General features: G+C 48.2%; 14 protein-coding genes. 4 read left to right on the forward strand and 10 right to left on the reverse strand.

Annotation, left to right across the window (positions count from 1 at the left end):
* Nucleotides 1–46 precede the first annotated feature (46 nt).
* From pyk to LU361_RS06685, 4 genes are all read right to left on the reverse strand, one after another.
* Complete coding sequence (gene pyk, locus LU361_RS06670; protein WP_233088041.1) at nucleotides 47–1,504, reverse strand: pyruvate kinase; 1,458 nt, start codon at nucleotides 1,502–1,504, stop codon at nucleotides 47–49.
* 290 nt (nucleotides 1,505–1,794) lie between these two features.
* Complete coding sequence (locus LU361_RS06675; RefSeq protein ID WP_233088042.1) at nucleotides 1,795–2,310, reverse strand: winged helix DNA-binding protein; 516 nt, start codon at nucleotides 2,308–2,310, stop codon at nucleotides 1,795–1,797.
* An 89-nt stretch (nucleotides 2,311–2,399) separates the two neighbouring features.
* The gene (locus LU361_RS06680) at nucleotides 2,400–3,617 is read right to left on the reverse strand and encodes an Nramp family divalent metal transporter (RefSeq protein WP_233088043.1); all 1,218 of its coding nucleotides are present in this window, start codon (nucleotides 3,615–3,617) and stop codon (nucleotides 2,400–2,402) included.
* Nucleotides 3,618–3,701: 84 nt separating this feature from the next.
* On the reverse strand, nucleotides 3,702–7,352 hold the full coding sequence (locus LU361_RS06685) for a hydantoinase B/oxoprolinase family protein (protein ID WP_233088044.1): 3,651 nt from the start codon (nucleotides 7,350–7,352) through the stop codon (nucleotides 3,702–3,704).
* A gap of 246 nt (nucleotides 7,353–7,598) precedes the next feature.
* On the opposite strand from LU361_RS06685, the gene LU361_RS06690 reads away from it, so the two are divergent.
* On the forward strand, nucleotides 7,599–10,193 hold the full coding sequence (locus LU361_RS06690) for a TonB-dependent receptor plug domain-containing protein (protein ID WP_233088045.1): 2,595 nt from the start codon (nucleotides 7,599–7,601) through the stop codon (nucleotides 10,191–10,193).
* A 293-nt stretch (nucleotides 10,194–10,486) separates the two neighbouring features.
* Here the strand turns inward: LU361_RS06690 and pepF are convergent, their stop codons facing one another.
* The 3 genes from pepF to LU361_RS06705 form a co-directional block, all read right to left on the reverse strand.
* Nucleotides 10,487–12,385: an oligoendopeptidase F gene (gene pepF, locus LU361_RS06695; protein WP_233088046.1), complete on the reverse strand. Its 1,899-nt coding sequence runs from the start codon at nucleotides 12,383–12,385 to the stop codon at nucleotides 10,487–10,489.
* Nucleotides 12,386–12,515: 130 nt separating this feature from the next.
* Nucleotides 12,516–13,223: a glutathione S-transferase C-terminal domain-containing protein gene (locus tag LU361_RS06700; protein WP_233088047.1), complete on the reverse strand. Its 708-nt coding sequence runs from the start codon at nucleotides 13,221–13,223 to the stop codon at nucleotides 12,516–12,518.
* Between the two features lie 105 nt (nucleotides 13,224–13,328).
* The gene (locus tag LU361_RS06705) at nucleotides 13,329–14,186 is read right to left on the reverse strand and encodes a LysR family transcriptional regulator (protein ID WP_233088048.1); all 858 of its coding nucleotides are present in this window, start codon (nucleotides 14,184–14,186) and stop codon (nucleotides 13,329–13,331) included.
* A 126-nt stretch (nucleotides 14,187–14,312) separates the two neighbouring features.
* Between LU361_RS06705 and gcvT the strand changes: the two genes are divergently transcribed.
* Nucleotides 14,313–15,434: a glycine cleavage system aminomethyltransferase GcvT gene (gene gcvT / locus LU361_RS06710; RefSeq protein ID WP_233088049.1), complete on the forward strand. Its 1,122-nt coding sequence runs from the start codon at nucleotides 14,313–14,315 to the stop codon at nucleotides 15,432–15,434.
* A 75-nt stretch (nucleotides 15,435–15,509) separates the two neighbouring features.
* A complete protein-coding gene (gcvP, locus tag LU361_RS06715; protein WP_233088050.1) occupies nucleotides 15,510–18,395 on the forward strand; it encodes an aminomethyl-transferring glycine dehydrogenase in 2,886 nt (961 codons plus the stop codon).
* 257 nt (nucleotides 18,396–18,652) lie between these two features.
* On the opposite strand, the gene LU361_RS06720 is transcribed toward gcvP, so the two are convergent.
* Nucleotides 18,653–19,507 (reverse strand): PoNe immunity protein domain-containing protein, encoded by an 855-nt coding sequence (locus LU361_RS06720; RefSeq protein ID WP_233088051.1) that lies wholly within the window; start codon nucleotides 19,505–19,507, stop codon nucleotides 18,653–18,655.
* Nucleotides 19,508–19,720: 213 nt separating this feature from the next.
* Between LU361_RS06720 and LU361_RS06725 the strand changes: the two genes are divergently transcribed.
* On the forward strand, nucleotides 19,721–19,858 hold the full coding sequence (locus LU361_RS06725) for a hypothetical protein (RefSeq protein ID WP_233088052.1): 138 nt from the start codon (nucleotides 19,721–19,723) through the stop codon (nucleotides 19,856–19,858).
* Between the two features lie 42 nt (nucleotides 19,859–19,900).
* Here LU361_RS06725 and LU361_RS06730 read toward each other — a convergent pair whose 3' ends face one another.
* A complete protein-coding gene (locus LU361_RS06730) occupies nucleotides 19,901–21,073 on the reverse strand; it encodes a lipase family protein (RefSeq protein WP_233088053.1) in 1,173 nt (390 codons plus the stop codon).
* Nucleotides 21,070–21,525: a DUF6795 domain-containing protein gene (locus LU361_RS06735; RefSeq protein WP_233088054.1), complete on the reverse strand. Its 456-nt coding sequence runs from the start codon at nucleotides 21,523–21,525 to the stop codon at nucleotides 21,070–21,072. The genes LU361_RS06730 and LU361_RS06735 overlap by 4 nt, the downstream gene beginning before the upstream one ends.
* Between the last annotated feature and the right edge of the window lie 301 nt (nucleotides 21,526–21,826).

A 21,826-nucleotide genomic window follows, 5' to 3' on the forward strand; every position in this document is an offset into this window, starting at 1 on the left:
TTTTTTATCGATTGGCCATTTTATAGAATCATTAATACTGAGAATATTAGAGTTCTTCTTCCGAACCTCGCCACTGTAAAATTTTAACGAGATTGGTTTGGCCACCGCTTCCAGAAATATCACCACAGGTAATCACAACGCGTTGACCACTGACCAGTTGCCCTGCGGCAGCGACAGTTTCAAGCGCCGAACGATAAACGTCATGGCCGTGTTCAGTTACATCATAAAAAATCGATTTCACGCCGCGATACAACGCCATTTTTCGGCACGTCACACGGTGGCGAGACAACGCATAAATGGGCAAGTGCGATTCTAAACGCGACATCAATAACGCCGTGCTACCCGACTCGGTCAAACAGATAATCGCACCGATGTTGTACAAATGATTGGCCGCATAAATGGCCGACATCGCAATGCACGTATCGATACCATAAAAAGTTTCTTCTACTGCGCGCTTGGTAATTTTTACATCCGGGTGCTGCTCCGCCCCCAAACACGTCGCCGCCATGGCGCGCACCACTTGAGCGGGAAAATTACCGGTGGCGGTTTCAGCTGATAACATCACCGCGTCGGTGCCATCCAGCACCGCATTGGCTACATCAAACACCTCAGCCCGTGTTGGCACCGGAGAACTGATCATCGATTCCATCATTTGCGTGGCCGTGATGACTGGTTTGTTAGCCAAACGAGCAAAACGAATAATTTTCTTTTGCACGCCAATTAATTGCGGGTCACCAATCTCAACGCCCAAATCACCACGTGCAACCATCACGCCATCGGAAGCTTCAATCAACGCTCGCAAGGTATCTTCCGACGCAACCGCTTCTGCGCGTTCAATCTTCGAGACAATACCGGTTTTAATGTTGGCTTGATTGAGTGCATCGCGCACCGGTTTTAAATCCGCAGCGCAACTGGGAAAAGAAACCGCTAAGTAATCGAGCTCTAACTCAATGGCGAGTTTTAAATCCTCTTCGTCTTTTGCCGTAATGGTCGGTGCCGACAAACCACCACCGAGACGATTTAAACCTTTGCGCGGCTTCAACGTACCGCCGGAAATAACTTTGCAGGTGACATCGGACTCATCCACCTGCATGACTTCCAATCGCATTAAGCCATCGTCGAGCAACAAGACATCACCTTTGGTCACAAATTTTGGCAATGCCTTGTAGCCAACGCTAATGCAGGTTTCGCTGTTGGGCTTATTGTCGTCGATAGTCAGTATAATTTCGGAGTCGTTGATCAATTCAACGGTATCTTTAACAAGATCACCGATGCGAATTTTGGGGCCCTGCAAATCCCCCAAAATGGCCGCGTTGCGATTTTTATTTTTGGCAACAGATCGAATGATTTCAGTTTGCTTTCGATGAGACTCGGCGCTGCCGTGGGAAAAATTCAACCGAAATACATTGACGCCTTCGTCCAACAAATTGGCAATCATTTCTGGGCTGGAAGAGGCGGGACCGACAGTCGCAACGATTTTTGTTCGTCGATGATAATGAGACATGATGTTTCCCAAGTTAGCGATTTACTGTAAACGTAATTTGAAACTCTGGTGAATCATCGCAGATTCGCGATCGTCTAAAAATAGAAACCGCACACTCGGTGCCTATGTTTCCAGAGTGCATTAATCAGAAACTCCTAAATCAGTATAATGGGATTTTAGGAATTCACCGAGATTGTGAATTAGCGATTTTCAGACAATAAAATCGCTGACAGAAAGGCAGGAAAGCGCCGGAGCGATCTCACGGCATCGCTCCGGCGTTTAAAAACACATTTAAAGCAGAATGCGCAGCGCTAAGACATAGACGCCGCAGCGCGAGCGGCTTGATCGTACAAGCCCGACAAGCCTCGCATGGTGGCGGCAATGTTCGACAGTTCTTCGGTATTTTTATCCAATCCGTTCAAGCTCGACAGCAAACATTGTCGACGCACTTCTCGGTATTCCTCACACAAATCGTGACCGGCTTTAGTAGTTGCGTAGAACACCTCTTTGCCGCGCTTGGTACCTTCTACCAACCCTAATTTAATCAGCTTTTTCAGCGAATAATTTACCGTGTGAGGATCTTCGATATTCAACATAAAGCTGATATCAATGCGGCGTTGCTCATTGTCGCGATGATGAATATTGTGCAGAGTTAATACATCCACCACGCTCAATTCGGCTTGACCGGCAGCGGCAGAGCAACGAACGATCCACTTGCTGAACGCGTTGTAGAGAATCGTCATGGCGAACTCCACTTCCGACAATGGCCACTCGCTGTCTTCGGCGAGGTGTTTAGAAGAAACGATTTTTCGGTTGTCTTGACTCATGACCAGAACGGTTCCATTGCGACAAAGACTTTGGACATTAGCTTTTGTGGACAAAATATCAAGAACTTTTTCACCACTGGTTCGATCCTTTAAATCGCGCCAAGCGATCGCGCAATGAGTCGCAACCCCAAACCGGCAGTCAGTACCAACACGCAACACCCGGCCAAATTTGCCGCCCACCCGTTAGTGTATTTGCCCAAAAGCTGGCGTTGGTTCAGTGCGTAAATCAAGAAACCGGCCATTACCGGCAACAGCAAGCCATTGGCGAACTGAGCGAGAATAATCAGCTGAATCGGTTTAATGCCCGTCAACGACAACACCGCACCAATAACCAGAATACTCAAACTAATGATGCGCGAGACCAACACTCGGCGTTGATCAGAGATATTTAAAATTTCCGACAGCGCATAGCTAGTCGCCAAAGGCGCGGTGATGGTACTGCTCAAACCTGCGGCAAACAGGCCCACCCCCAACAAATACTTAGAAAAACTGCCAAATAACGGCTCAAACTGAACCGCCATATCTGCCGCATTGGTGACACTTAAGCCTTGAGCAAAAATACTCGCTGCAGCCGTGGAGGCCACCAAAATTGCAATAATGCCGCCGAGACCAATGGACAAAACCGTGTCGGCACGGGCGGAGGCCAAATCGCGTTCGCCTTGCCAGCGATTTTTAGCCGCCGAGGCGTGAAGAAATAAATTGTAGGGCACAACAGTGGTACCAATAAGCGCGATAACGGTCAGCAAACTGCCGTCGGGAATTTTCGGAACGAAAAGCCCAGACAACATGGGTGATAACGCAGGCTTTACCGCAAAGAAAGTCAGTACAAATGCCAAGCCCATGATCAACACCAAACCAATCAAAAATTTTTCGATTTGGCGATAACTCCCAGCAAACAAAATGATGGCAGCAAACACAGACAACACCAAAACCGACGCTTTAAAAATCATCGTATTGTGCGAGGTAATCGCTTCAATACCGAGCGCCGCACCGGCTAGATTGCCCGCTTCGTAGGCGGCGTTACCGCCGAACAGTGCCAAGATGATCAGCACTGTTAGCGGCCATCGCCAAGGCGAGGTTTCCAGGCTTTGGTGCAAAACCGCACCCAGTCCTTTACCCGAAATCGTGCCTAAGCGGGCCGACATTTCTTGGAGCACAATGGTCGCGATGGTTGCAAACAATAGTGCCCACAACAGCGCAAAACCGTAATTGGCGCCAGCGAGAGTACACGCGGTGACCGTTCCAGGACCGATAAATGCGGCCGTCACCAATACACCTGGGCCAATATTCGTTAAACGCTTGATCATTGTTGCTTCCCTATCCGAAATTACACTGTCTGCCTTTAGCGACACCTATACCTTTACCTTTTATACCTTTATCTAGGGCAAAGCTTATTCCTCTTTGCCAAAACCGCCGCCGGTTGGCGTAACCACATTGATCGAATCCCCCGGTTCCACCGATTCGTGAGCGCAACCTCCGAGCGGAATTTCATGCCCGTCGGCTCGCTCAATCCAGTTTTTGCCAATTTCCCCGTCTTGGCCGCCGTGCAAACCGTAGGGTGGAATTTTGCGGTGATCGGATAAGATCGAGCATTGCATGGATTCTAAAAACCGGATGCGTCGATAAATTCCGTCGCCGGCATTCCATTTGCCGCACCCACCGGAACCGCGACGAATCGAAAACTCATCCAGCATGACGGGATACCGCGCTTCCATAATTTCTGGGTCGGTCAAACGGGTGTTGGTCATGTGCGTATGCACTGCCGCCGTACCATTGAAGCCTGGACCGGCAGGACTGCCCGAACAAATGGTTTCGTAGTATTGGTAGCGCGCATTGCCAAAGGTGAGATTGTTCATCGTGCCCTGGCTTGAGCCGAGCACACCCAAGGCCGCAAACAACGCATTGGTCACCGCTTGGCTAGTTTCTACGTTTCCGGCAACTACCGCTGCGGGATAGGTCGGGTTTAACATTGAACCGTCGGGAACCCGAATATCAATGGGTTTCATGCATCCGGCATTGAGCGGAATATCGTCGTTTACCAAGCACCGAAACACGTACAAAACCGCCGCCTGAGTAATCGCTTTGGGGGCGTTGAAATTGGTGTCTAACTGAGCGCTGGTACCAGTGAAATCCACCGCCGCCGAACGCGTGGTTTTATCGACCGTAATCTGAACCTGAACTTGAGCACCGGAATCTAGGCGATGGGTGAATTGACCATCGTCGAGTTTCATGATCGCCGCGCGAACCGATTCCTCGGCACTGGCCTGAATGTGGCCCATGTAGGCGTGAACCACATCGAGCGAATATTGCTTAACGAGCTTACGAAGCTCATTGGCACCGGTGTTGTTCGCCGCAATCTGAGCCATCAAATCGGCAATATTTTGATCGATATTCCTGGCCGGGTAGGGTGCTTTGCCAAGCTCTGCCCGGATTACCTCAGTTTGGAATTCGCCTTGATCCACCAACTTAACGCAATCGAGAATCACGCCTTCCTCGGTGATGTTCTTTCCTTTTGGTGACATCGAGCCCGGCGCAATGCCTCCGACATCTTCGTGGTGAGCACGACTGGCAAGATAAAAGATAATCTTCTGATTATCTTCGTCGTAAACGGGGGTTACGACGGTAATATCGGGAAGATGCGAGCCGCCGTTATAGGGATCGTTTTGCACAAACACATCGCCGGGGCGAATATTGTCAGCGCGATCAATAATCACCTTAACGCTGGAATCCATCGAGCCAAGATGCACCGGTACATGCGGCGCGTTCGCCACCAAATTGCCGTTGTTATCAAACACCGCACAGGAGAAATCTAAGCGCTCTTTCACGTTCACCGACTGCGACGTGTTACGCAAGACAATGCCCATTTGTTCGGCAACCGACATAAACAGGTTGTTAAAAATCTCTAAAGTGACGGGATCGTAAGCGCTGGTGACACTAGATGAAGCCTTAACGGGAGATGTCTCAGAACTAACGTTTTCAGAGACCTGAACGCGATCTAAGACAATGTGTTGATACTCAGTCACGCGGGCGCGCCAGTTGACCTCAACAACAATGGTGCCGGTGGCTTCGATGATAATGGCCGGGCCAACAATTTCGTGGCCAAAGGCAAGATCATCAATGTTGTAAACAGGCGTTTCGTGCCAGCAGCCTGCGGAATGCATCGGCCTGGTGATCACGGCTTCAGGTTTATTGATCGCAGCTTGTGTGGCGCGAATTTCCGGTGGCGATTCGCCGCCGCCAAAAGACGCTAAACCGACGGTTTCAACGACGATGGCTTTATCTTTAGCAACAAAGCCAAACTGACGCTTGTGGTGATTTTCGAAATCAGCCTGCATTTCAGCAATAGAAGCGCAAGCAACCTGAATACTGGTATCGGTGCCTTGGTAGCGTAACAACGCCCAAGGTTTGTGATTTATCTGAGACTGATCCAAGCCTTGTTCGGCTAAATCCTGGCAATTAATCTCGGTCAGCTTGCGGATACTTTGCGTAATTTGTTGGAGTATTTGCTCACTGAGAATTTCTTCGATCACTTCCTGGCGCTCGGTACTGACATCGGCCAAGCCCATACCGTAGGCCGACAACACACCCGACAGCGGATGCAAAAATATCGTGGTCATACCAAGGCGATCAGCCACCAAGCACGCGTGTTGACCACCGGCACCGCCAAAACAATTGAGCACGTAATTCTTAACGTCGTAACCGCGGGAAACAGAAATTTTCTTAATCGCCTGGGCCATGTGCTCAATGGCAACTTCGAGAAAACCCTCCGCAACCGCTTCTGGCGTGCGGCCGTCACCCATTTGCGCGCCGATATCGGCAAACGCTTGCAGAGCCGCCTGGCGGTCCAACGGTTGATTTTGATTGGGACCGAAAATGTGCGGGAAATAATCTGGCTGAATTTTCCCCAAACAGACGTTGATGTCGGTCACTGCTAATTGCCCGCCTCGGCGATAACACACCGGTCCGGGATTGGCACCGGCGGATTCTGGACCAACGCGAAACCGACTGCCGTCGTAAGAAAGCAGAGAACCGCCACCGGCAGCGACCGTATGAATGTACATCATCGGCACACGCATACGAACGCCCGCAACTTCGGTTTCATACACCTTTTCGTAATCACCGGCAAAATGAGAAACGTCGGTGGAGGTGCCCCCCATATCGAAACCGATGATTTTATCGAAACCGGCCAGCTTAGCCGTGTGTGTGGCGCCGACAATACCGCCAGCGGGGCCCGACAAAATGGCGTCGCGACCGCGGAATTTACTCGCGTCGGTAAGGCCACCGGACGATTGCATAAACAGCAATTTACCCGGTTGGTTTTGTTGGCCAACGGCTTCGGCAATACGATCGACGTAACGGCGCAAAATTGGCGTCAGATAGGCGTCAACAACGGTGGTTTCGCCACGCGGTACAATCTTGGTGAGCGGGCTGACTTCTTGGCTCGATGAAATTTGAGTAAAGCCAACTTCTTTCGCCAGCTCCGCTAATTTTTGTTCATGTTGAGGAAATCGATAGGCGTGCATTAACACGATGGCGACGGTGCGAAAGCCCTGATCGTAAGCGTCTTGCAAAGCGGCCAATGCGTGCTCGGTATCCAACGGTTTTAATACGTCGCCGTCGTGGTTGATTCGCTCTTTCACCTCAACAACCGTTTCGTACAAAAGCGTTGGCTTTTTGATGTTCAGGGCAAACGTTTCTGGCCGCGCTTGGTGGCCAATCTCCAAAATATCACCCAAACCTTCTGAAACCATCAACAGGGTGCGCTCGCCTTGGCGCTCAAGCAGCGCGTTGGTGGCGACCGTGGTGCCCATTTTTATCGCGCTAAAACTCTCAGCTGGAATGGCTTGTTCTGAGGTTAGCCCCAAGAATTCACGAATGCCTTGCAGTGCCGCGTCTTTGTATGCCTCGGGGTTTTCCGACAATAACTTCTTGGTGTGCAACTGACCTTCGGGATCTTTGGCCACGATGTCGGTAAAGGTACCGCCACGATCTATCCAGAATTGCCATTGATCTTTACTTCGGTATTGGAGCGAATTTTCCATGGGTCAAATATACCTATTGTCGAATATATCTATGGAGTTATTAATCAGAATGGATAGTTATTATTCATAATACGTTGACAATTTACCAACGTAAAGTCAACATAACCTACAAATCAGAATAAAAAACGTACATAAAATGGATTTTCTTGTCGGGTCAACTCGGCAGGTTTCCGAATAAAAGCCATTCATGAGAGCCGTATATCCAATTACTTGCTAGACACCTAAATAAGGGGAGAAAGAGTTGATATGAAGGGTTCGTTTACCAAATCTGCAATCGCGTGGTCTGTCGCCACCGCTGCATTAACCACCAGCAATGCCTTGCATTCACAAGAATCTGCCCGACAAACTCAGGCAGTGGAAGAAGTAGTCGTTACCGGCACCTACATCAAGCGCAAAAGCCAACTCGATACATCAACACCGCTGAGAACCTACGGACAGGATGAATTTTCAGCAGCAGGCATTAAAGACGCGCGCGATCTTATTCAGTCACTGACGATCAATGCCGGCTCTCAAAACAACGCCGATAACCTGACCCAAAACTTTACCGCCGGAACCTCAAACATTAACTTGCGCGGTTTAGGTGTCTCCCAAACTCTGGTGCTTCTCAACGGTAAACGTCAGGTGGTTTCTTCGGTGGTGACAGACCAAGGCTCAAGCTTTGTCGATACGGCTTCTCTGTTGCCTAACCTTGCCATTGAACGCGTCGAAATTTTAAAGGACGGCGCCTCGGCCATTTATGGATCAGATGCCGTCGCTGGGGTTGCCAACTTTATTACCCGAGACACCCTCGATGGCACCGAACTGCAAATCGAACGTCGCAGTCGTTCGGGCAACGGCTCTCAAGACGATACCAACATTGATTTTGCCTACGGTGGCGACCTCGGCGAAACCGGCCACGTACTTTTTGCCGCCAGTTACCTCGATCGCACCAGTTTATTGTTGGGCGAAGTGGATTTCTTGCGCCCAGCCACCAGCGGCTTCGGCAATCCGGGCAGTTACACCTTATCGTCCACCGGAGAAACCGTGCCGGACCCCAATTGTGTTGAAAACGGAGGCATCGACGGCGGCGCGTTTTGTCGGTTTGATTTTGGCCCGCAAGTCACTGCCGTGCCTGAAGAAGAGCGCTTACAAGCCTTTGCTCGCAGCACTTGGGATTGGGATGAAACCACGCAGGTTTGGGCAGAATTTGGTTACGCTCGCAACAAGGTCACACGAGAAGTATCACCCAGTTTTCCCGCTTTAAGCACGCCAACGGTATTGGCCTCCCACCCAGACAACCCGTTCGGCGAAGATGTTACGTTTTTGGGCCGCCCTTACGGTGTTGGTCAACCGACCGAACTGAATTTCTACGAACACACCACCACGCGTTTTGCCGTCGGTGCAGAAGGTGAAGTCAGCGATTCTGTGTCATGGAATTTCTCGTTTGTACGTGCCGCCAACGACGCAATCCTAAATCCAAGAGACGTGATTGCCTCAAATTTCCAAGCGGCATTAAACGGTTTTGGCGGCATCAATTGTGATCCCACCACAACGGCGGCGGGGGAAGGGGAGTGCTTGTACTTCAATCCGTTCAGCATTGACGATCCCGATAACGACGCCCTGCGCGATTTTATTATCGGCGATTACCTCGGCGATACCGAATCCGAGCTAGACGCGATTGAGTTTATTGTCTCTGGCAATGATTTGTTCGAATTACCCGGCGGTTCCGCAGGCTTTGCCATTGGTGCTCAGTACCGCGACGAATCGGTGTCTGCGGTTTACGATTCCATCACCCAACAAGACGGGTTTTCGTTCTTAATTGGCAACCAGAATTTCTCGGGCAGCCGTGATGTTTACGGTATTTTTGGTGAATTGCTGCTGCCGGTGAGCGACACCGTAGAAATCAGTGCCGCACTTCGCTACGAAGATTACGGCGGCAGCGTTGGCGACACGACCAATCCGAAATTATCGGTTCTTTGGGCGGCAACCGATTCTCTGTCTTTTAGATTCTCAGGCAGCAGTTCATTTCGAGCACCGTCGGTTCATCAGCTCCAAGGCGCGCAAACCAATTTCGCCAATATTTCTGACCCCAACAACAATGGCGAAAGCACGTTTGGTGGCAACCGAACCCTCGGCAATCCCGATTTAGCGCCGGAAGAATCCAACGCCTTTAACCTCGGTGCGTCTTATCAATTGGGCGCGTGGGATATTGATCTCGATTACTGGGATTTTTCGTTTGAAGATGTTCTGACCCGCGAGAGCTTAGTGGATGTGGTCAACGCCGATCCGAATGATCCAGAGCGTGTGGTCAGAACCTCTGCCGGAACCATTGCCATTGTCAATACGCAGTTTATTAACGCCGAATCCATCGATACATCGGGTATTGATCTCGCCTTAAAAGCCACCTACGACACCAACCTAGGCACCTTTTCGCCAATTTTCGATGCCACCTATGTATTGGATTACGAATTTACTTCCGGCGGTGTCACACGCGATGGCGCAGGCGCTCTCAACTTTAATACCGTGGGTAATCCAACGCCGGAATTACGCGCAAACCTGGGATTAAGTTGGTCTCGCGGTATTCATAACGCCAATGTTTTCGTTCGCCATGTTTCCAGTTACGACGACAACCGCGACCCAGAAAACATTGAGTCTATTGATTCGTTTAATACTCTTGATCTGCAATACAGCGTTGATTTGGGGGAGTTAATAAGAAGCGATTCTTCAACAGCACTTACGTTTGGCGTGATTAATGCGACCGGTGAAAACCCGCCATTTGTTGACGTTGCTGGGAGTTACGATTCTCGCACAGGCGATCCACGTGGGAGAAGAATTTATGTGAAAGCAGCGTTTTCTTTTTAACAGTGAAAACGGTTAAGACATGCATGTGATGAAGTTTTAGGTTGGTAACTCCAAAAACCTTTTGGCCAGCAGATAAGGACCACGAATTCTCTGCTGGCACTTTTTCTTTTATCAGTACTTTCTTCTTACTGTACGTTCTTAGCAATCCTTAGCAATCACTGACACAAAAGCGAACGCAGGAATTATTCGCCGTTAGCGTATAATCCCCGCGCACTGTGCTCTTTTATAAATACCTTGTTACTGCAATTTCGTTACAGCCATCTAGTTACAACCATCTAGTTACAACCATCTAGTTACAGCAAGGCCTCAATACGATTCATAATATCTTCCATACGACGCGCCGTAGCTCGGTACGGATCTGGTGTCGCCATATCTAAACCGGCTTTTTTGAGAATTTTATAAGCGTCGTCTGAACCACCGGCTTTTAACACATCAATAAATGCATCGCGGGTTTGTTCGTCACCGGCCAATAATTTTTCAGCAAACCACGCTGCACCAGACATCGATGTAGCGTATTGGAAGACGTAAAAGTTGTAGTAAAAGTGCGGAATGTAAGCCCATTCACTGGCATAAACATCATCGATTAATAACACGCCTTCATCGTGGCCGTGGTATTTTTTCAGAAGATCGCCATAAATTTCATTCAGGTTTGCACCAGTTAAAGGCTCACCAGCCTCAGCAGTTTCATGAATTTTTAATTCAAATTCAGCGAACATGGTTTGACGGAAAAAGGTACCGCGCACCGATTCTAACGCTTGCCCCAAATAAAAGAGTTTTTCTTCTTTGGTTTCAGCGCGTTCAATCAAATATTCTTCTAATAGAATCTCATTAATGATCGACGCGATTTCTGCGGTAAAAGTCGAGTAACTCGCTTTTAAATACGGCTGATTTTCGTTAGCCAACTGAGAATGAACCGCGTGACCAAATTCGTGAGCGTAGGTTGAAAGGCTGTTGTAATCGTCGTTGTGATTTAACAATACGTAAGGATGAACGTCATAGACACTGCCATTCATATAAGCACCCGAACGCTTACCCGGTTGTGGATAAACGTGGGACCAATCAGAATTTACAGCGGTTTTTAAATGCTCGTAATACTCTTCACCCAAAGGCTTGAGCACTTCTAGAGTGATAGCTTTGGATTCTTCGACACCGAATTTATCGTTTAGGGTAACCAACGGTGGGTAGATATCGTAGTAACGCATTTGCTCGATACCCAGAATTTCACCGCGTAATTTAAAGTAACGGTGCAATACCGGAAGCGCGTTATTCACCTCAGAAACCAGGGTTCGATACACTTCTTCAGGAAGGTTTTCTTGTTCTAACTCACGTTGTAATACCGAATCGTATTTACGCGCTTTGGTGGTAAAGATATTCGACTGAACTTCAGTGGATAAAATTTTACCGATGCTGTCGCGGTAGTCGTACCAGGTTTGCCAAAACGTATCGAACACCAATTTGCGATCTTCTCGGTTTGGCGCACTGCGGTAACGAGCGTAACCGGCTTGGTTTAGTGTGACTTTATCGCCAGAAGATAACTCGACTTCGGGCCATTTAACATCGGCGTTGACTAACAATTCGTAGATTTCGTTAGGGCTGCCTAGAACAGCGCTCGCAGAAGCCAGCAGAGTTTCGCCGTCCTCATCCAATAAATGGTCTGCGCTTTTTACGGTGGAGCGCAAATAATAATCGTAAGGCTTTAATCGAGGTTCTTTTTTGATGAAGCGTTCTACTTTTTTACCGCCAATTGCGAGTATTTCTGGGGAAATCCACGACGTTGCCTCGCCAAACTTGGTAAATATGGTGTTGGCTTTAGCAAACATGGCTTGGTTGGCTTCGTCGCGTTGATCGGTGTCGTGTTTCAAACTGGTATAAACGTAAACTCGAACCGCTTCTTTTTGTACGCTGGCAATTTTCTCCATTGCTGTTGCCATGGATTTAGCACTTTTCTTGAGGGTGCCGCGCAAATTTTCTAGGTCAGCTATTTCTTTCTGAACTGCTTCGTACGCTTTTTCCCACTGTTGATCGCTCGCGTAGATTTCAGTCAAATCCCAAGTGATTTGTGTTGGTTCGGCCGGTGTTGCTTCCTGAGCAAAAACCGATGCAGACATGCCAAAACTGGTGACAGCTGCTAACACAAGGGGCAGAAGTTTTTTTCTGTAGTTTTTATTCTTGGACGAGTCAGTCAAAGCCATAACTGTTCCTGATGTTTTTCAATTAAGTGATTAAGTTACCGAATTTTCAATTCATAAAAACCTGACGAGATTGCGTCTAAACACCGCATGAGTTTAAGCCTTGATAACACCGACCAACCATCACCGGAATTTACGACGCAGAAAAATACGCAGTTCGAATACGGTCACAATAGCGAACAAGATTGGCGTATTCGCGTGCCTTTTTATTGAGTGGGCCGTCGATTTCCACCTCAATCAGTTCCGCTAAATGGGCGTAGGCAATGGCATCAAAACTGGAGACGGTGTTGTTAAAAAAGAAATCGTTGTCGCCCAGTAAAACCGACAACTGATCGAGCGTGTCCGCCGCCATTGCCAAAACTTCGTCGGCGTTGTGACGGCTGATGCCTTGCTTGTTTAACGAACTTTTTACCATTCTTCTGGCCACCAACGGCGCGACCCAGCGCACTGGAATGGGAAAAGCTTTAAAGAATCTCGCTTTCACCACGCTCCAACCGTCATCGGCAAACCAACGGCTGTATACCGTCAGCCAATAAAAATACTCATCCAAAGACTTTGTGTATAAGTGGCTTTGCGCACGTTGCTCAGCACTCAAATGACCGTCTAAATCAACGCCGTAGTTTTGGTTGATGTGATCGATAATCATCGAAGAATCGGCAACGGTGGTATTACCATCAACGATAAACGGTAACTTGCCCTTTGGCGCTTTATTGACGTATTTCATGCCCGCTTTAATTTGATACTCAATACCGGCCATTTTCAGGTAGGTATACACCTTTAATACAAAAGGGCTCGCATCGGGCACACCGATTTGTTTACCGAATCCATACACGGTGATCATTGTCGTTGTCCTCGATTAATTGACAAAACGTGAGGCGCAATGAATGCATTTGACGCCCACAATTCTAAAAAGGTTTAAAAAGTTAAGCCTGGCTCTGTTACAGAATTACACTTTCAGAGAACTGGCGACGAATTCATGCAGCAAACCAACAGCTTCGCTGGTGTCGGGCTTTGGTGATAGCAGACTGATGCCAACGTGACCGAGATTGGGTAGCAGCGACACTGGCGCCAAAACCTTAAGACTACTGGGCACCGTGCTGCGGGCAAGGGCGGTCACACCTAAACCTTCTTCAATCGCAGTGGTAATGCCGGTCAAATCTGGGTTGGTGTACACCAAACGAAACTTACTGCGTGCGGCGGTTAAACGCTGAATGACCCGCTGGCGATAAACACACCCTTGCGGCGCGACAATTAAGGGAATGGGATTGTCGGCATCAAAATCTTCGCGGCCGTTCCCCACCCACACCAATTCCTCTTCTTTAACCAAACAATCACCGGCATCTTTGGTATGCAAATGCAGCGCTAAAATAAGATCGAATTCGTCTTTGTAGGGTTCTTGGAGCAGCTCTTTGGTCAACGCACTGGTGACTTCCAGCGTGACATTGGGGTAGGCGCGAACAAATCGGCCGACAATTTTGGGCAACAAGGTGGTGGCAAATTCGCTCGGAATGCCGAAATGGATTTTTCCATTGACCGAGGTTGAATGAAACTGAGCCAAGGCTTCGTCGTTGAGCGCCAAGATTTGCTTGGCGTAGCGATACATCAACTTGCCTTTGCTGTTGAGTTCAATTTGCAGCCCGTTGCGAGACAGCAGCTTTTGTCCGGTCAGATCTTGTAGGCGTTTTAATTGCAGGCTAATCGCCGGTTGAGAGCGTCCCAACACTTCAGCGGCAGCGGTAAAACCGCCCACTTCGACGATAGTCACGAACGTTCGTAGCAGATCGGTAGGGATATTGCGAAACATACGCTAATCCATATTTTATTTGCAGAATTAATACCTGCATTTCGACTATTAATTAAAATTATTGTAAATGTCCAGTTACACTTATAAAACGTTTATCTCTCACTTTTTGTCGACAACGAGCGTTCTATGTCAAACGATCAACAAGCCCTGTTAAACACACCGTTAGCGCCACTGCACGGAGAATTGGGAGCGAAAATGGTTCCTTTTGCGGGCTACTCGATGCCCGTGCAATACAGCGGCGTTAAACCGGAACATTTGCACACCCGAGAAAAAGCCGGCCTGTTTGATGTGTCACACATGGGCCAAGTGATCGTGAAAGGCGAGCACGCCTGCGCCGAGCTTGAGCGTTTAATTCCTGTCGATTTACAAGCGCTGGCCATTGGTCACCAAAGCTACGGTGTGCTTACCAATGAAAACGGCGGCATTATCGATGACCTTATCATTGCCCGCTGGCAAGAAGACGAATTCTTTATTGTTATCAACGCTGCATGTAAGCACAAAGACATAGAACACTTCAAAAAACATCTTATCCACAGCGAATTAGTAGAAATCAACGACCGCGCCCTAATTGCTCTGCAAGGCCCAAGTGCCGCAACAGTCATGGAATCCCTCTGCCCACAAGCAACAAAGCTTACGTTTATGCAGTGCGCAAAATTCGAAATTTCGGGCGAACTCTGTTTTATCAGCCGATCAGGATATACCGGTGAAGACGGTTTCGAAATATCCATTCCAGAAAACGCCGCCATCAACATTGCCGAGCAGATTCTCGCCTTTGACGATGTCAAACCCATTGGCCTTGGCGCCCGCGATTCGCTGCGTCTTGAGTCGGGTCTGTGCCTGTACGGCCAGGATTTACAAGACGACATTTCCGTTGTCGAGTCTTCGCTGGGATGGGCAATTTCTAAATCCCGTCGCCGCCAGGGCGAGCGCAGCGGCGATTTCCTCGGCGCAGAATTAATCTTTAAGCAGCAGCAAGACGGCGTTGGCAAAAAACGCGTCGGTTTTGCGGTAGACGCCAAAACTCCGGTTCGCGCCGGTAGCGACATCGTCGACAGCGACGGCAATGTAGTTGGCACCATCACCAGTGGTACCTTCAGCCCAAGCTTATCCCGCCCCATCGCCATGGGTTACGTCAACACCGACGTCAGTGCTGTTGGCACCTCGCTACACGCGTTAGTCAGAAACAAACCGGTGCCCATTTCAGTCGCCAAAATGCCGTTTGTTCCCCAAAACTATTTCCGCGGTTAACCGTTCCCGTCTTCTATTATTGTTAGTTAAACCTCCTGCCCTTGGGGCAGGCAAAGCCAGAGAGTATTGTTGAGCATGAGCTTGTTGCCTAATTCTTCCCAATCGCAATTGTTTTCGAAACGACATATCGGCCCAGAATCCGCCGACAAAAACACCATGCTGGACGCATTGGGCTTCAAGACCATGGAAGATTTTATCAACACGGTCGTGCCCGAAAGTATTCGCTCGCAACAACCGATGGATCTGCCGGCTGCGCAATCTGAAACCCAGGCACTGGCCACCTTAAAAGCCGCCGCCGAAGAGAATCGCGTGTGTAAATCGTTTATTGGCCAGGGCTACTACGGCACGCACACGCCAGCGGTAATTTTGCGCAATATTCTTGAAAACCCCGCTTGGTATACCGCCTACACGCCTTACCAACCTGAGATTTCCCAAGGTCGTTTGGAAGCTTTATTGAATTTCCAAACCATGATTACCGAGCTTACCGAACTCGATATCGCCAGCGCCTCACTGTTGGACGAAGCCACTGCCGCCGCCGAAGCCATGGCATTGTGTAAACGTGTGGGTAAGAACAAAGGCAATACGTTTTTTATCGATGCCAACTGTTTTGCTCAAACCATCGCAGTGGTTGAAACTCGCGCAGAGCCAATGGGCATTGAGATTAAAATCGGTAATCCTGAAACCGACATCACCGACGATTGTTTTGGCGCTTTGCTGCAAAATCCCGGCAGTAACGGCGAAGTTCGTGACTTTTCTGACGTTATCGAACAAGCGCACAGCCATAAAACCCTGGTCGCAGTGGCTGTGGATATGTTGAGCTTGGTGGTATTGAAAACCCCAGGCGCCATGAATGCCGACATCGCCATTGGCAGCTCTCAACGTTTTGGCGTGCCCATGGGCTTTGGCGGTCCACACGCCGGCTTTATGGCAACACGAGAGAATTTCAAACGCTCGCTGCCGGGCCGACTTGTGGGTGTTTCGCTCGATTCCAACGGCAATACTGCGCTGCGTTTAGCATTGCAAACCCGCGAACAGCACATTCGCCGTGAAAAGGCGACCTCCAACATTTGTACGGCCCAAGTTTTATTGGCCGTTATTGCCAGCATGTACGCGGTGTACCACGGCCCAGAAGGTTTATCCACAATTGCCAAAACCGTACACGCAAAAGCGGTTGCGACCGTTAAACTGCTTGAAACCCTTGGATTTAAAGCCACATCGAGTGAATTTTTCGATACTGTCACCATAAAAACCCCAGGGCTGGCACAAGAAATCCACAAAACTACACACAGTGCAGATATTAACTTACACGTTGTGGATAACGACCACGTGGGAATATCTGTGGATGAAACAACAGAAGCCGCTGACCTTACCACCTTAGTGAATTGTTTTGCTCAAGTTTCAAAAAATACCGACAACACAATTACCGAAAGCAATGTTATCGATGCGCTAAATGCAGCGAATTGGTCGGTAAGTAACGATAAACTTCGCCAAACGGCACCGTTAAGCCATCCGGTATTCAATCGCTACCACAGTGAAACCGAAATGCTGCGCTATTTGCGCAAACTCGCCGACAAAGACATCGCCCTTGATCGCGCTATGATTCCACTGGGCTCATGTACCATGAAGCTCAACGCGACCAGCGAAATGATTCCCGTCACTTGGCCCGAGTTTTCCGACATTCACCCCCACGCGCCAAAAGATCAGTCTTTGGGTTATCAACAGATGATTACCGAGTTGGAACAGTGGTTGTGTGAAATCACCGGTTACGACGCCGTCTCGCTGCAACCCAATGCTGGATCACAAGGCGAATACGCCGGGCTGCTGGCAATTCGCGCGTATCATCGCAGTCGCGGTGAGCAAAAGCGCAACATCTGCTTGATTCCAAGTTCGGCTCACGGCACCAATCCGGCATCCGCGCAAATGTGTGGCATGAAAGTAGTTGTGGTTGCTTGTGACAATGACGGCAACATCAACATCGACGACCTGCGCGAGAAAGCCGAAAAGCACAGCGAAGACCTCTCCGCCATTATGATCACCTATCCGTCGACCCACGGCGTGTTCGAAGATTCGGTGAAAGAAGTCTGCGCGATCGTCCACGATCATGGTGGCCAAGTGTATATCGATGGCGCCAACCTCAACGCCATGGTGGGCTTGTGCCAGCCGGGCAAATTTGGCGGCGATGTGTCTCACCTAAACTTGCACAAAACCTTCTGTATTCCCCACGGCGGCGGCGGCCCAGGCGTTGGTCCGGTGGCTGTGAAATCCCATTTGGCGGAATTTTTGCCCAATCACAAAGGTTTTGAAACTGTGGATAACGGCGTAGGACCAGTATCGGCAGCGCAATTTGGCAGCGCCAGTATTTTACCGATCACTTGGATGTACATTCAGATGATGGGCACCGACGGCCTTACCGATGCTACCGAGTCCGCCATCCTCAATGCCAACTACATTGCCAAACGTCTAGAAGGCGCCTATCCCGTGTTGTACACCGGTGACAATGGCTTGGTCGCCCACGAGTGCATCATCGACATGCGCCCAATCAAAGACGAAACGGGTGTCAGCGTTGATGACATTGCCAAACGCTTAATCGACTTCGGTTTCCACGCGCCAACCATGTCATTCCCCGTGGCAGGCACACTAATGATTGAGCCGACCGAGAGTGAATCCAAGCAAGAACTGGATCGATTTATCGACGCCATGCTCGCCATTAGGCAAGAAATCGACGCGGTAAAATCGGGAATCATCACCTACGAAAACTCACCACTGCACCATGCGCCGCACACCGCAGAATCACTGCTTTCCGACGAATGGACAAAACCCTACAGCCGCGAACAAGCCGCCTACCCAACCAAAACACTGCGCGACAACAAATACTGGCCACCAGTAGGGCGTGTGGATAACGTGCACGGGGATAAAAACCTAATTTGCGCGTGTTTGCCGCTTGAGGTTTATGAGGATTGATTGAAAATCGAAAGTCGATTCAACAGAGAGAAAACGCTCTGTTGAATTAAGTATCTTTTAAAATTAACCTCTTTGTCAGAAACGCAAGCGGTTATGCCTTAGTTAGATAAATTCTTTTATTAAATTAACAAAAAAATAAAACCGGAAAAGCAGAAGAAAAAGAGAGAATTAATGAGATAAAATCGGCAGAGATAAATTTCTCTGCCGTAAATGATTAAGGTTGAAAATATTTCACCCTATCGTTCTGGTGAATCCTCTTAAGAAAAATGCACAAGATCGTAAGGATAGAATTCATTGTCTTTAAATGAGTTGTCATCGATATTAAAAAATTTAACCACCAATGCAGCTTCCCAAGCCCAAAAGCCCTGATAATCATCTCCGATTGCAGCAACTAAAGAAGCGTAATCCCTGACACGATAAGTATTCTCAATACCTATCGAACTAAGACCTCCCAAATGACCCATAAATTTGGGCCAATCCTCTAGGTAAGTTTCTATTAGTTGTGGACGTTCGCTGGGTGGAGCATCAATTACTTTATCGAGCAAACCGAAGGTTTCTGGATTCATGCAAGTTTTAGCAACAACTCTATCGGGCTGAAAACTCTTTAAAACAGTATCGATTAAACGATCTTTTCCCGCCTTACATAAAAAGGGGGCAATCTCGGCAATTTTTGCCGGATCAGAACCAAAGCAAATAAACCAACATAACCAAGTGTACACAGAGTGGTAGGTTGACTCAGGACCATCGGGACGAATACCGGCTGTAGCCTCACTCTGATCACCTAAAGAAAAAATTTCTTCTGCACCATGTCGTTTCATTTCTTGACACAAAAACAAATAACGATCAGTGATTGGCAAAATAGCGCCGTTTTTTATTTCCGTTAAATCGTCACCTCTGGAATACATTCTTGGTACAACCTCGAGAGGCTCCTGTGTATAACCATTCCGTAATGGTCCTATTTTTTGGACCGGATGGGATTCTCGGTCACATGCTTTATTATAAAGTTCTACGCAGTTTCTACGAGATGCGAATTTAATAATTAAGTTAATACTCTTATCAAAAAACTCACGAGGCTTTCTATCATCTCGCATTGCGAAATACTCTCCATCCATAACCAAGACCTATTTTTCAGTCACTTTCATACCCACTATTTTCTAGTGGCACGAGGTGAGTAAATATCTCTATTAGAGGGCTCAAAACAGCTTTATGGCTGGCAATTTGCAAACTGACGATCAAGAAAACCACAAATAATAAAAACCAAGCACTGAACCAAAGCAGCAAATAAAACCTGCCATGTATTCTGCAATGGGACGATTTTTGGGATTGTGGGTTTTGGGATTCGCTTTGAATATCCCGGCGACAAACAGGGAAAACAGGAAGAAGGAAAGGATGACTTTAACAATAACGATAAATACGGCAAGCATCTCTGGAGTTTGGTCGTTGGTGAGTTTCGCTTAGTATAAACTCACCAAGATTCCAGAGATACTTACGATCTTCAATGGCGCTTAAGAGATGGCCTGAATCGCTTTTTTCGCGGTTTTGGTTGCCAGCTCGGTCAATTGAATCAAGATGCGGCGAATAAAACTTTTGGTGATGTCTTCGCGCTTATGCTTTACCTTAATGCCAATGGCTGCGGCCATTTTGCGAATCAACAATTCCACCCAAATACTGATGTTTTCGGCCAAGTTGATGCCTTTTGCGAGAATATAAGCCAATTTATCAGCTAAGGTGAAGCCGGTAATAAACGCACTTTGCAGACCAACCAATGCGGTTACTGCGACTTTTTTCAGTACGTAGATTAACGCTGAATCCAACCAACGCCAGAACGCAGAGCTTTGCGGGTTCACCATAGATTTTGACTTCAGCCAGTTTTCAATGGCGATTTCTACGGAGTAGGGCTCTCTTACGATGGATTTTAGCTGTTCCCAAGATTTGCCTTTCACAGACTCAACGTAGTTACTCATTTTGTGGGCTTCGCCACTGGCCAACGGCTGATTGGAAGGCAGGAAGAAACCGTTGTCTTTGTGCGGTGCGTGTACGTAAGGGTAGAGCGGCACCATCGGTACGGGATCAGTTCGGTGGTAGGAACGGTAGATGTTCTCTAGACCAATCTTGTTGGTGGTGCTGCGCGAGAAGATGGTGGTTCCCACACGCGGCTGACCGAAGGTGTACAAGCTTACCTTGTTGTTGGTGTTTCTCGCTGCCCAGTCTGCCGCGAGGGTAGCTACCGCGCCGCCTAAGCTGTGGCCAACGCAGTGGATGTTCTGGATGGATTTGCTGTGCTCGCCCAGAAAACGTTTGATGTCTGGCAGCATGCTTTTAAACGAATGATTAAACCCACTGTGAACCGGAATGCCTGAGTCCGACAACGAAATACCGATACGGGCATCGGTCAGCCAATCGGCGCGGTTATTGGCGGTGGTGGTGCCTCGGAACAACAAAAACAGATCGTTCGGGTGCTTATCGCCACCGAGGGCACAAGCACCGAAGTTGTCTTTGGTGTTGAGAATAATCCGGCCACCCACTTCTGATTTCAGGGTTTTGTTCACTTGAACGCCCTTGTCAGAAGATTGGCGAAAAACCGGATTGCTGAACAATAAATTGCTCATCTGTGGGTTTTGAATTAAGTAAATATCTCTTGCGAGTACTGCCGCTGCTTTCGGTGAAAGTGTGCTCATTCGTCGTCTTCCTTAAGTTCCGATATACCATCCCATACGCAGCTCGTTTCCATTACCACGCTATCGAACCGATAAGGGGTGAGGTCATCTGTGATTTCGCATTGAATTGCAGACGGTTTGCTACCGCCGAATTCGTCGAACATGTTTGCGGTGAATTTTCCTAAATTCCAGATAACGTATTCGTTACCTTCGTATACTGCGGTAATTCTTTGAGACACAACCAATTGCGCCAAAGGGTTCGAGCTGTAATCGTCCATTTCGACTGGGATTTGATAATTGCCAGCGTCGTCTGTGGTTACTGTTGTTGTCTCACCTTCTTCGTTTTTCCATTGTGTCCAGATTTTAATTTCAGTGTTTTTAGCCGGCTTACCATTAAAAAGTAGCTGGCCTTCCATTCCACTAAAAATGACAATTTGTTCTTTTTTATTATCATTAGAACTAAAAAATGACATTGATACTCCCTTAACCGAAAATGAGAATAAAATAACGAGTAAGAATAGCCTAACGCTTTGGGTGGTTATCATTATATATTCTGTATTCTATTTAAAATCTTGGACATCATCCGATGGCTTTTGATGGCTTTTGATGGCTTTGCAGACGCATCGTTGATTTTGTATGGCCTTACAAATCTTTAAAAGCATTTTTACAGACATTAACAAGCTCTGCCACTCTCAATAATTACTATATTGATGCTCATACAATTCTTTACCCAGATTTTTGCGCTGGTTCCTAATTAAAAAGCGAGCGACTGCA

Origin of the sequence: Sessilibacter corallicola, assembly GCF_021290925.1 — a bacterium.
GTDB lineage: Bacteria > Pseudomonadota > Gammaproteobacteria > Pseudomonadales > Cellvibrionaceae > Sessilibacter > Sessilibacter corallicola.

Excerpts from the sequence above, each read along its gene's own strand:
- LU361_RS06680 (WP_233088043.1), bottom strand. The coding sequence starts at position 3,617 with ATGATCAAGCGTTTAACGAATATTGGCCCAGGTGTATTGGTGACGGCC.
- LU361_RS06720 (WP_233088051.1), bottom strand. The coding sequence starts at position 19,507 with ATGGATGGAGAGTATTTCGCAATGCGAGATGATAGAAAGCCTCGTGAG.
- LU361_RS06730 (WP_233088053.1), bottom strand. The coding sequence starts at position 21,073 with ATGAGCACACTTTCACCGAAAGCAGCGGCAGTACTCGCAAGAGATATT.
- LU361_RS06685 (WP_233088044.1), bottom strand. The coding sequence starts at position 7,352 with ATGGAAAATTCGCTCCAATACCGAAGTAAAGATCAATGGCAATTCTGG.
- LU361_RS06735 (WP_233088054.1), bottom strand. The coding sequence starts at position 21,525 with ATGTCATTTTTTAGTTCTAATGATAATAAAAAAGAACAAATTGTCATT.
- pepF (WP_233088046.1), bottom strand. The coding sequence starts at position 12,385 with ATGGCTTTGACTGACTCGTCCAAGAATAAAAACTACAGAAAAAAACTT.
- gcvP (WP_233088050.1), top strand. The coding sequence starts at position 15,510 with ATGAGCTTGTTGCCTAATTCTTCCCAATCGCAATTGTTTTCGAAACGA.
- LU361_RS06675 (WP_233088042.1), bottom strand. The coding sequence starts at position 2,310 with ATGAGTCAAGACAACCGAAAAATCGTTTCTTCTAAACACCTCGCCGAA.
- LU361_RS06690 (WP_233088045.1), top strand. The coding sequence starts at position 7,599 with ATGAAGGGTTCGTTTACCAAATCTGCAATCGCGTGGTCTGTCGCCACC.
- LU361_RS06700 (WP_233088047.1), bottom strand. The coding sequence starts at position 13,223 with ATGATCACCGTGTATGGATTCGGTAAACAAATCGGTGTGCCCGATGCG.
- pyk (WP_233088041.1), bottom strand. The coding sequence starts at position 1,504 with ATGTCTCATTATCATCGACGAACAAAAATCGTTGCGACTGTCGGTCCC.
- LU361_RS06705 (WP_233088048.1), bottom strand. The coding sequence starts at position 14,186 with ATGTTTCGCAATATCCCTACCGATCTGCTACGAACGTTCGTGACTATC.
- gcvT (WP_233088049.1), top strand. The coding sequence starts at position 14,313 with ATGTCAAACGATCAACAAGCCCTGTTAAACACACCGTTAGCGCCACTG.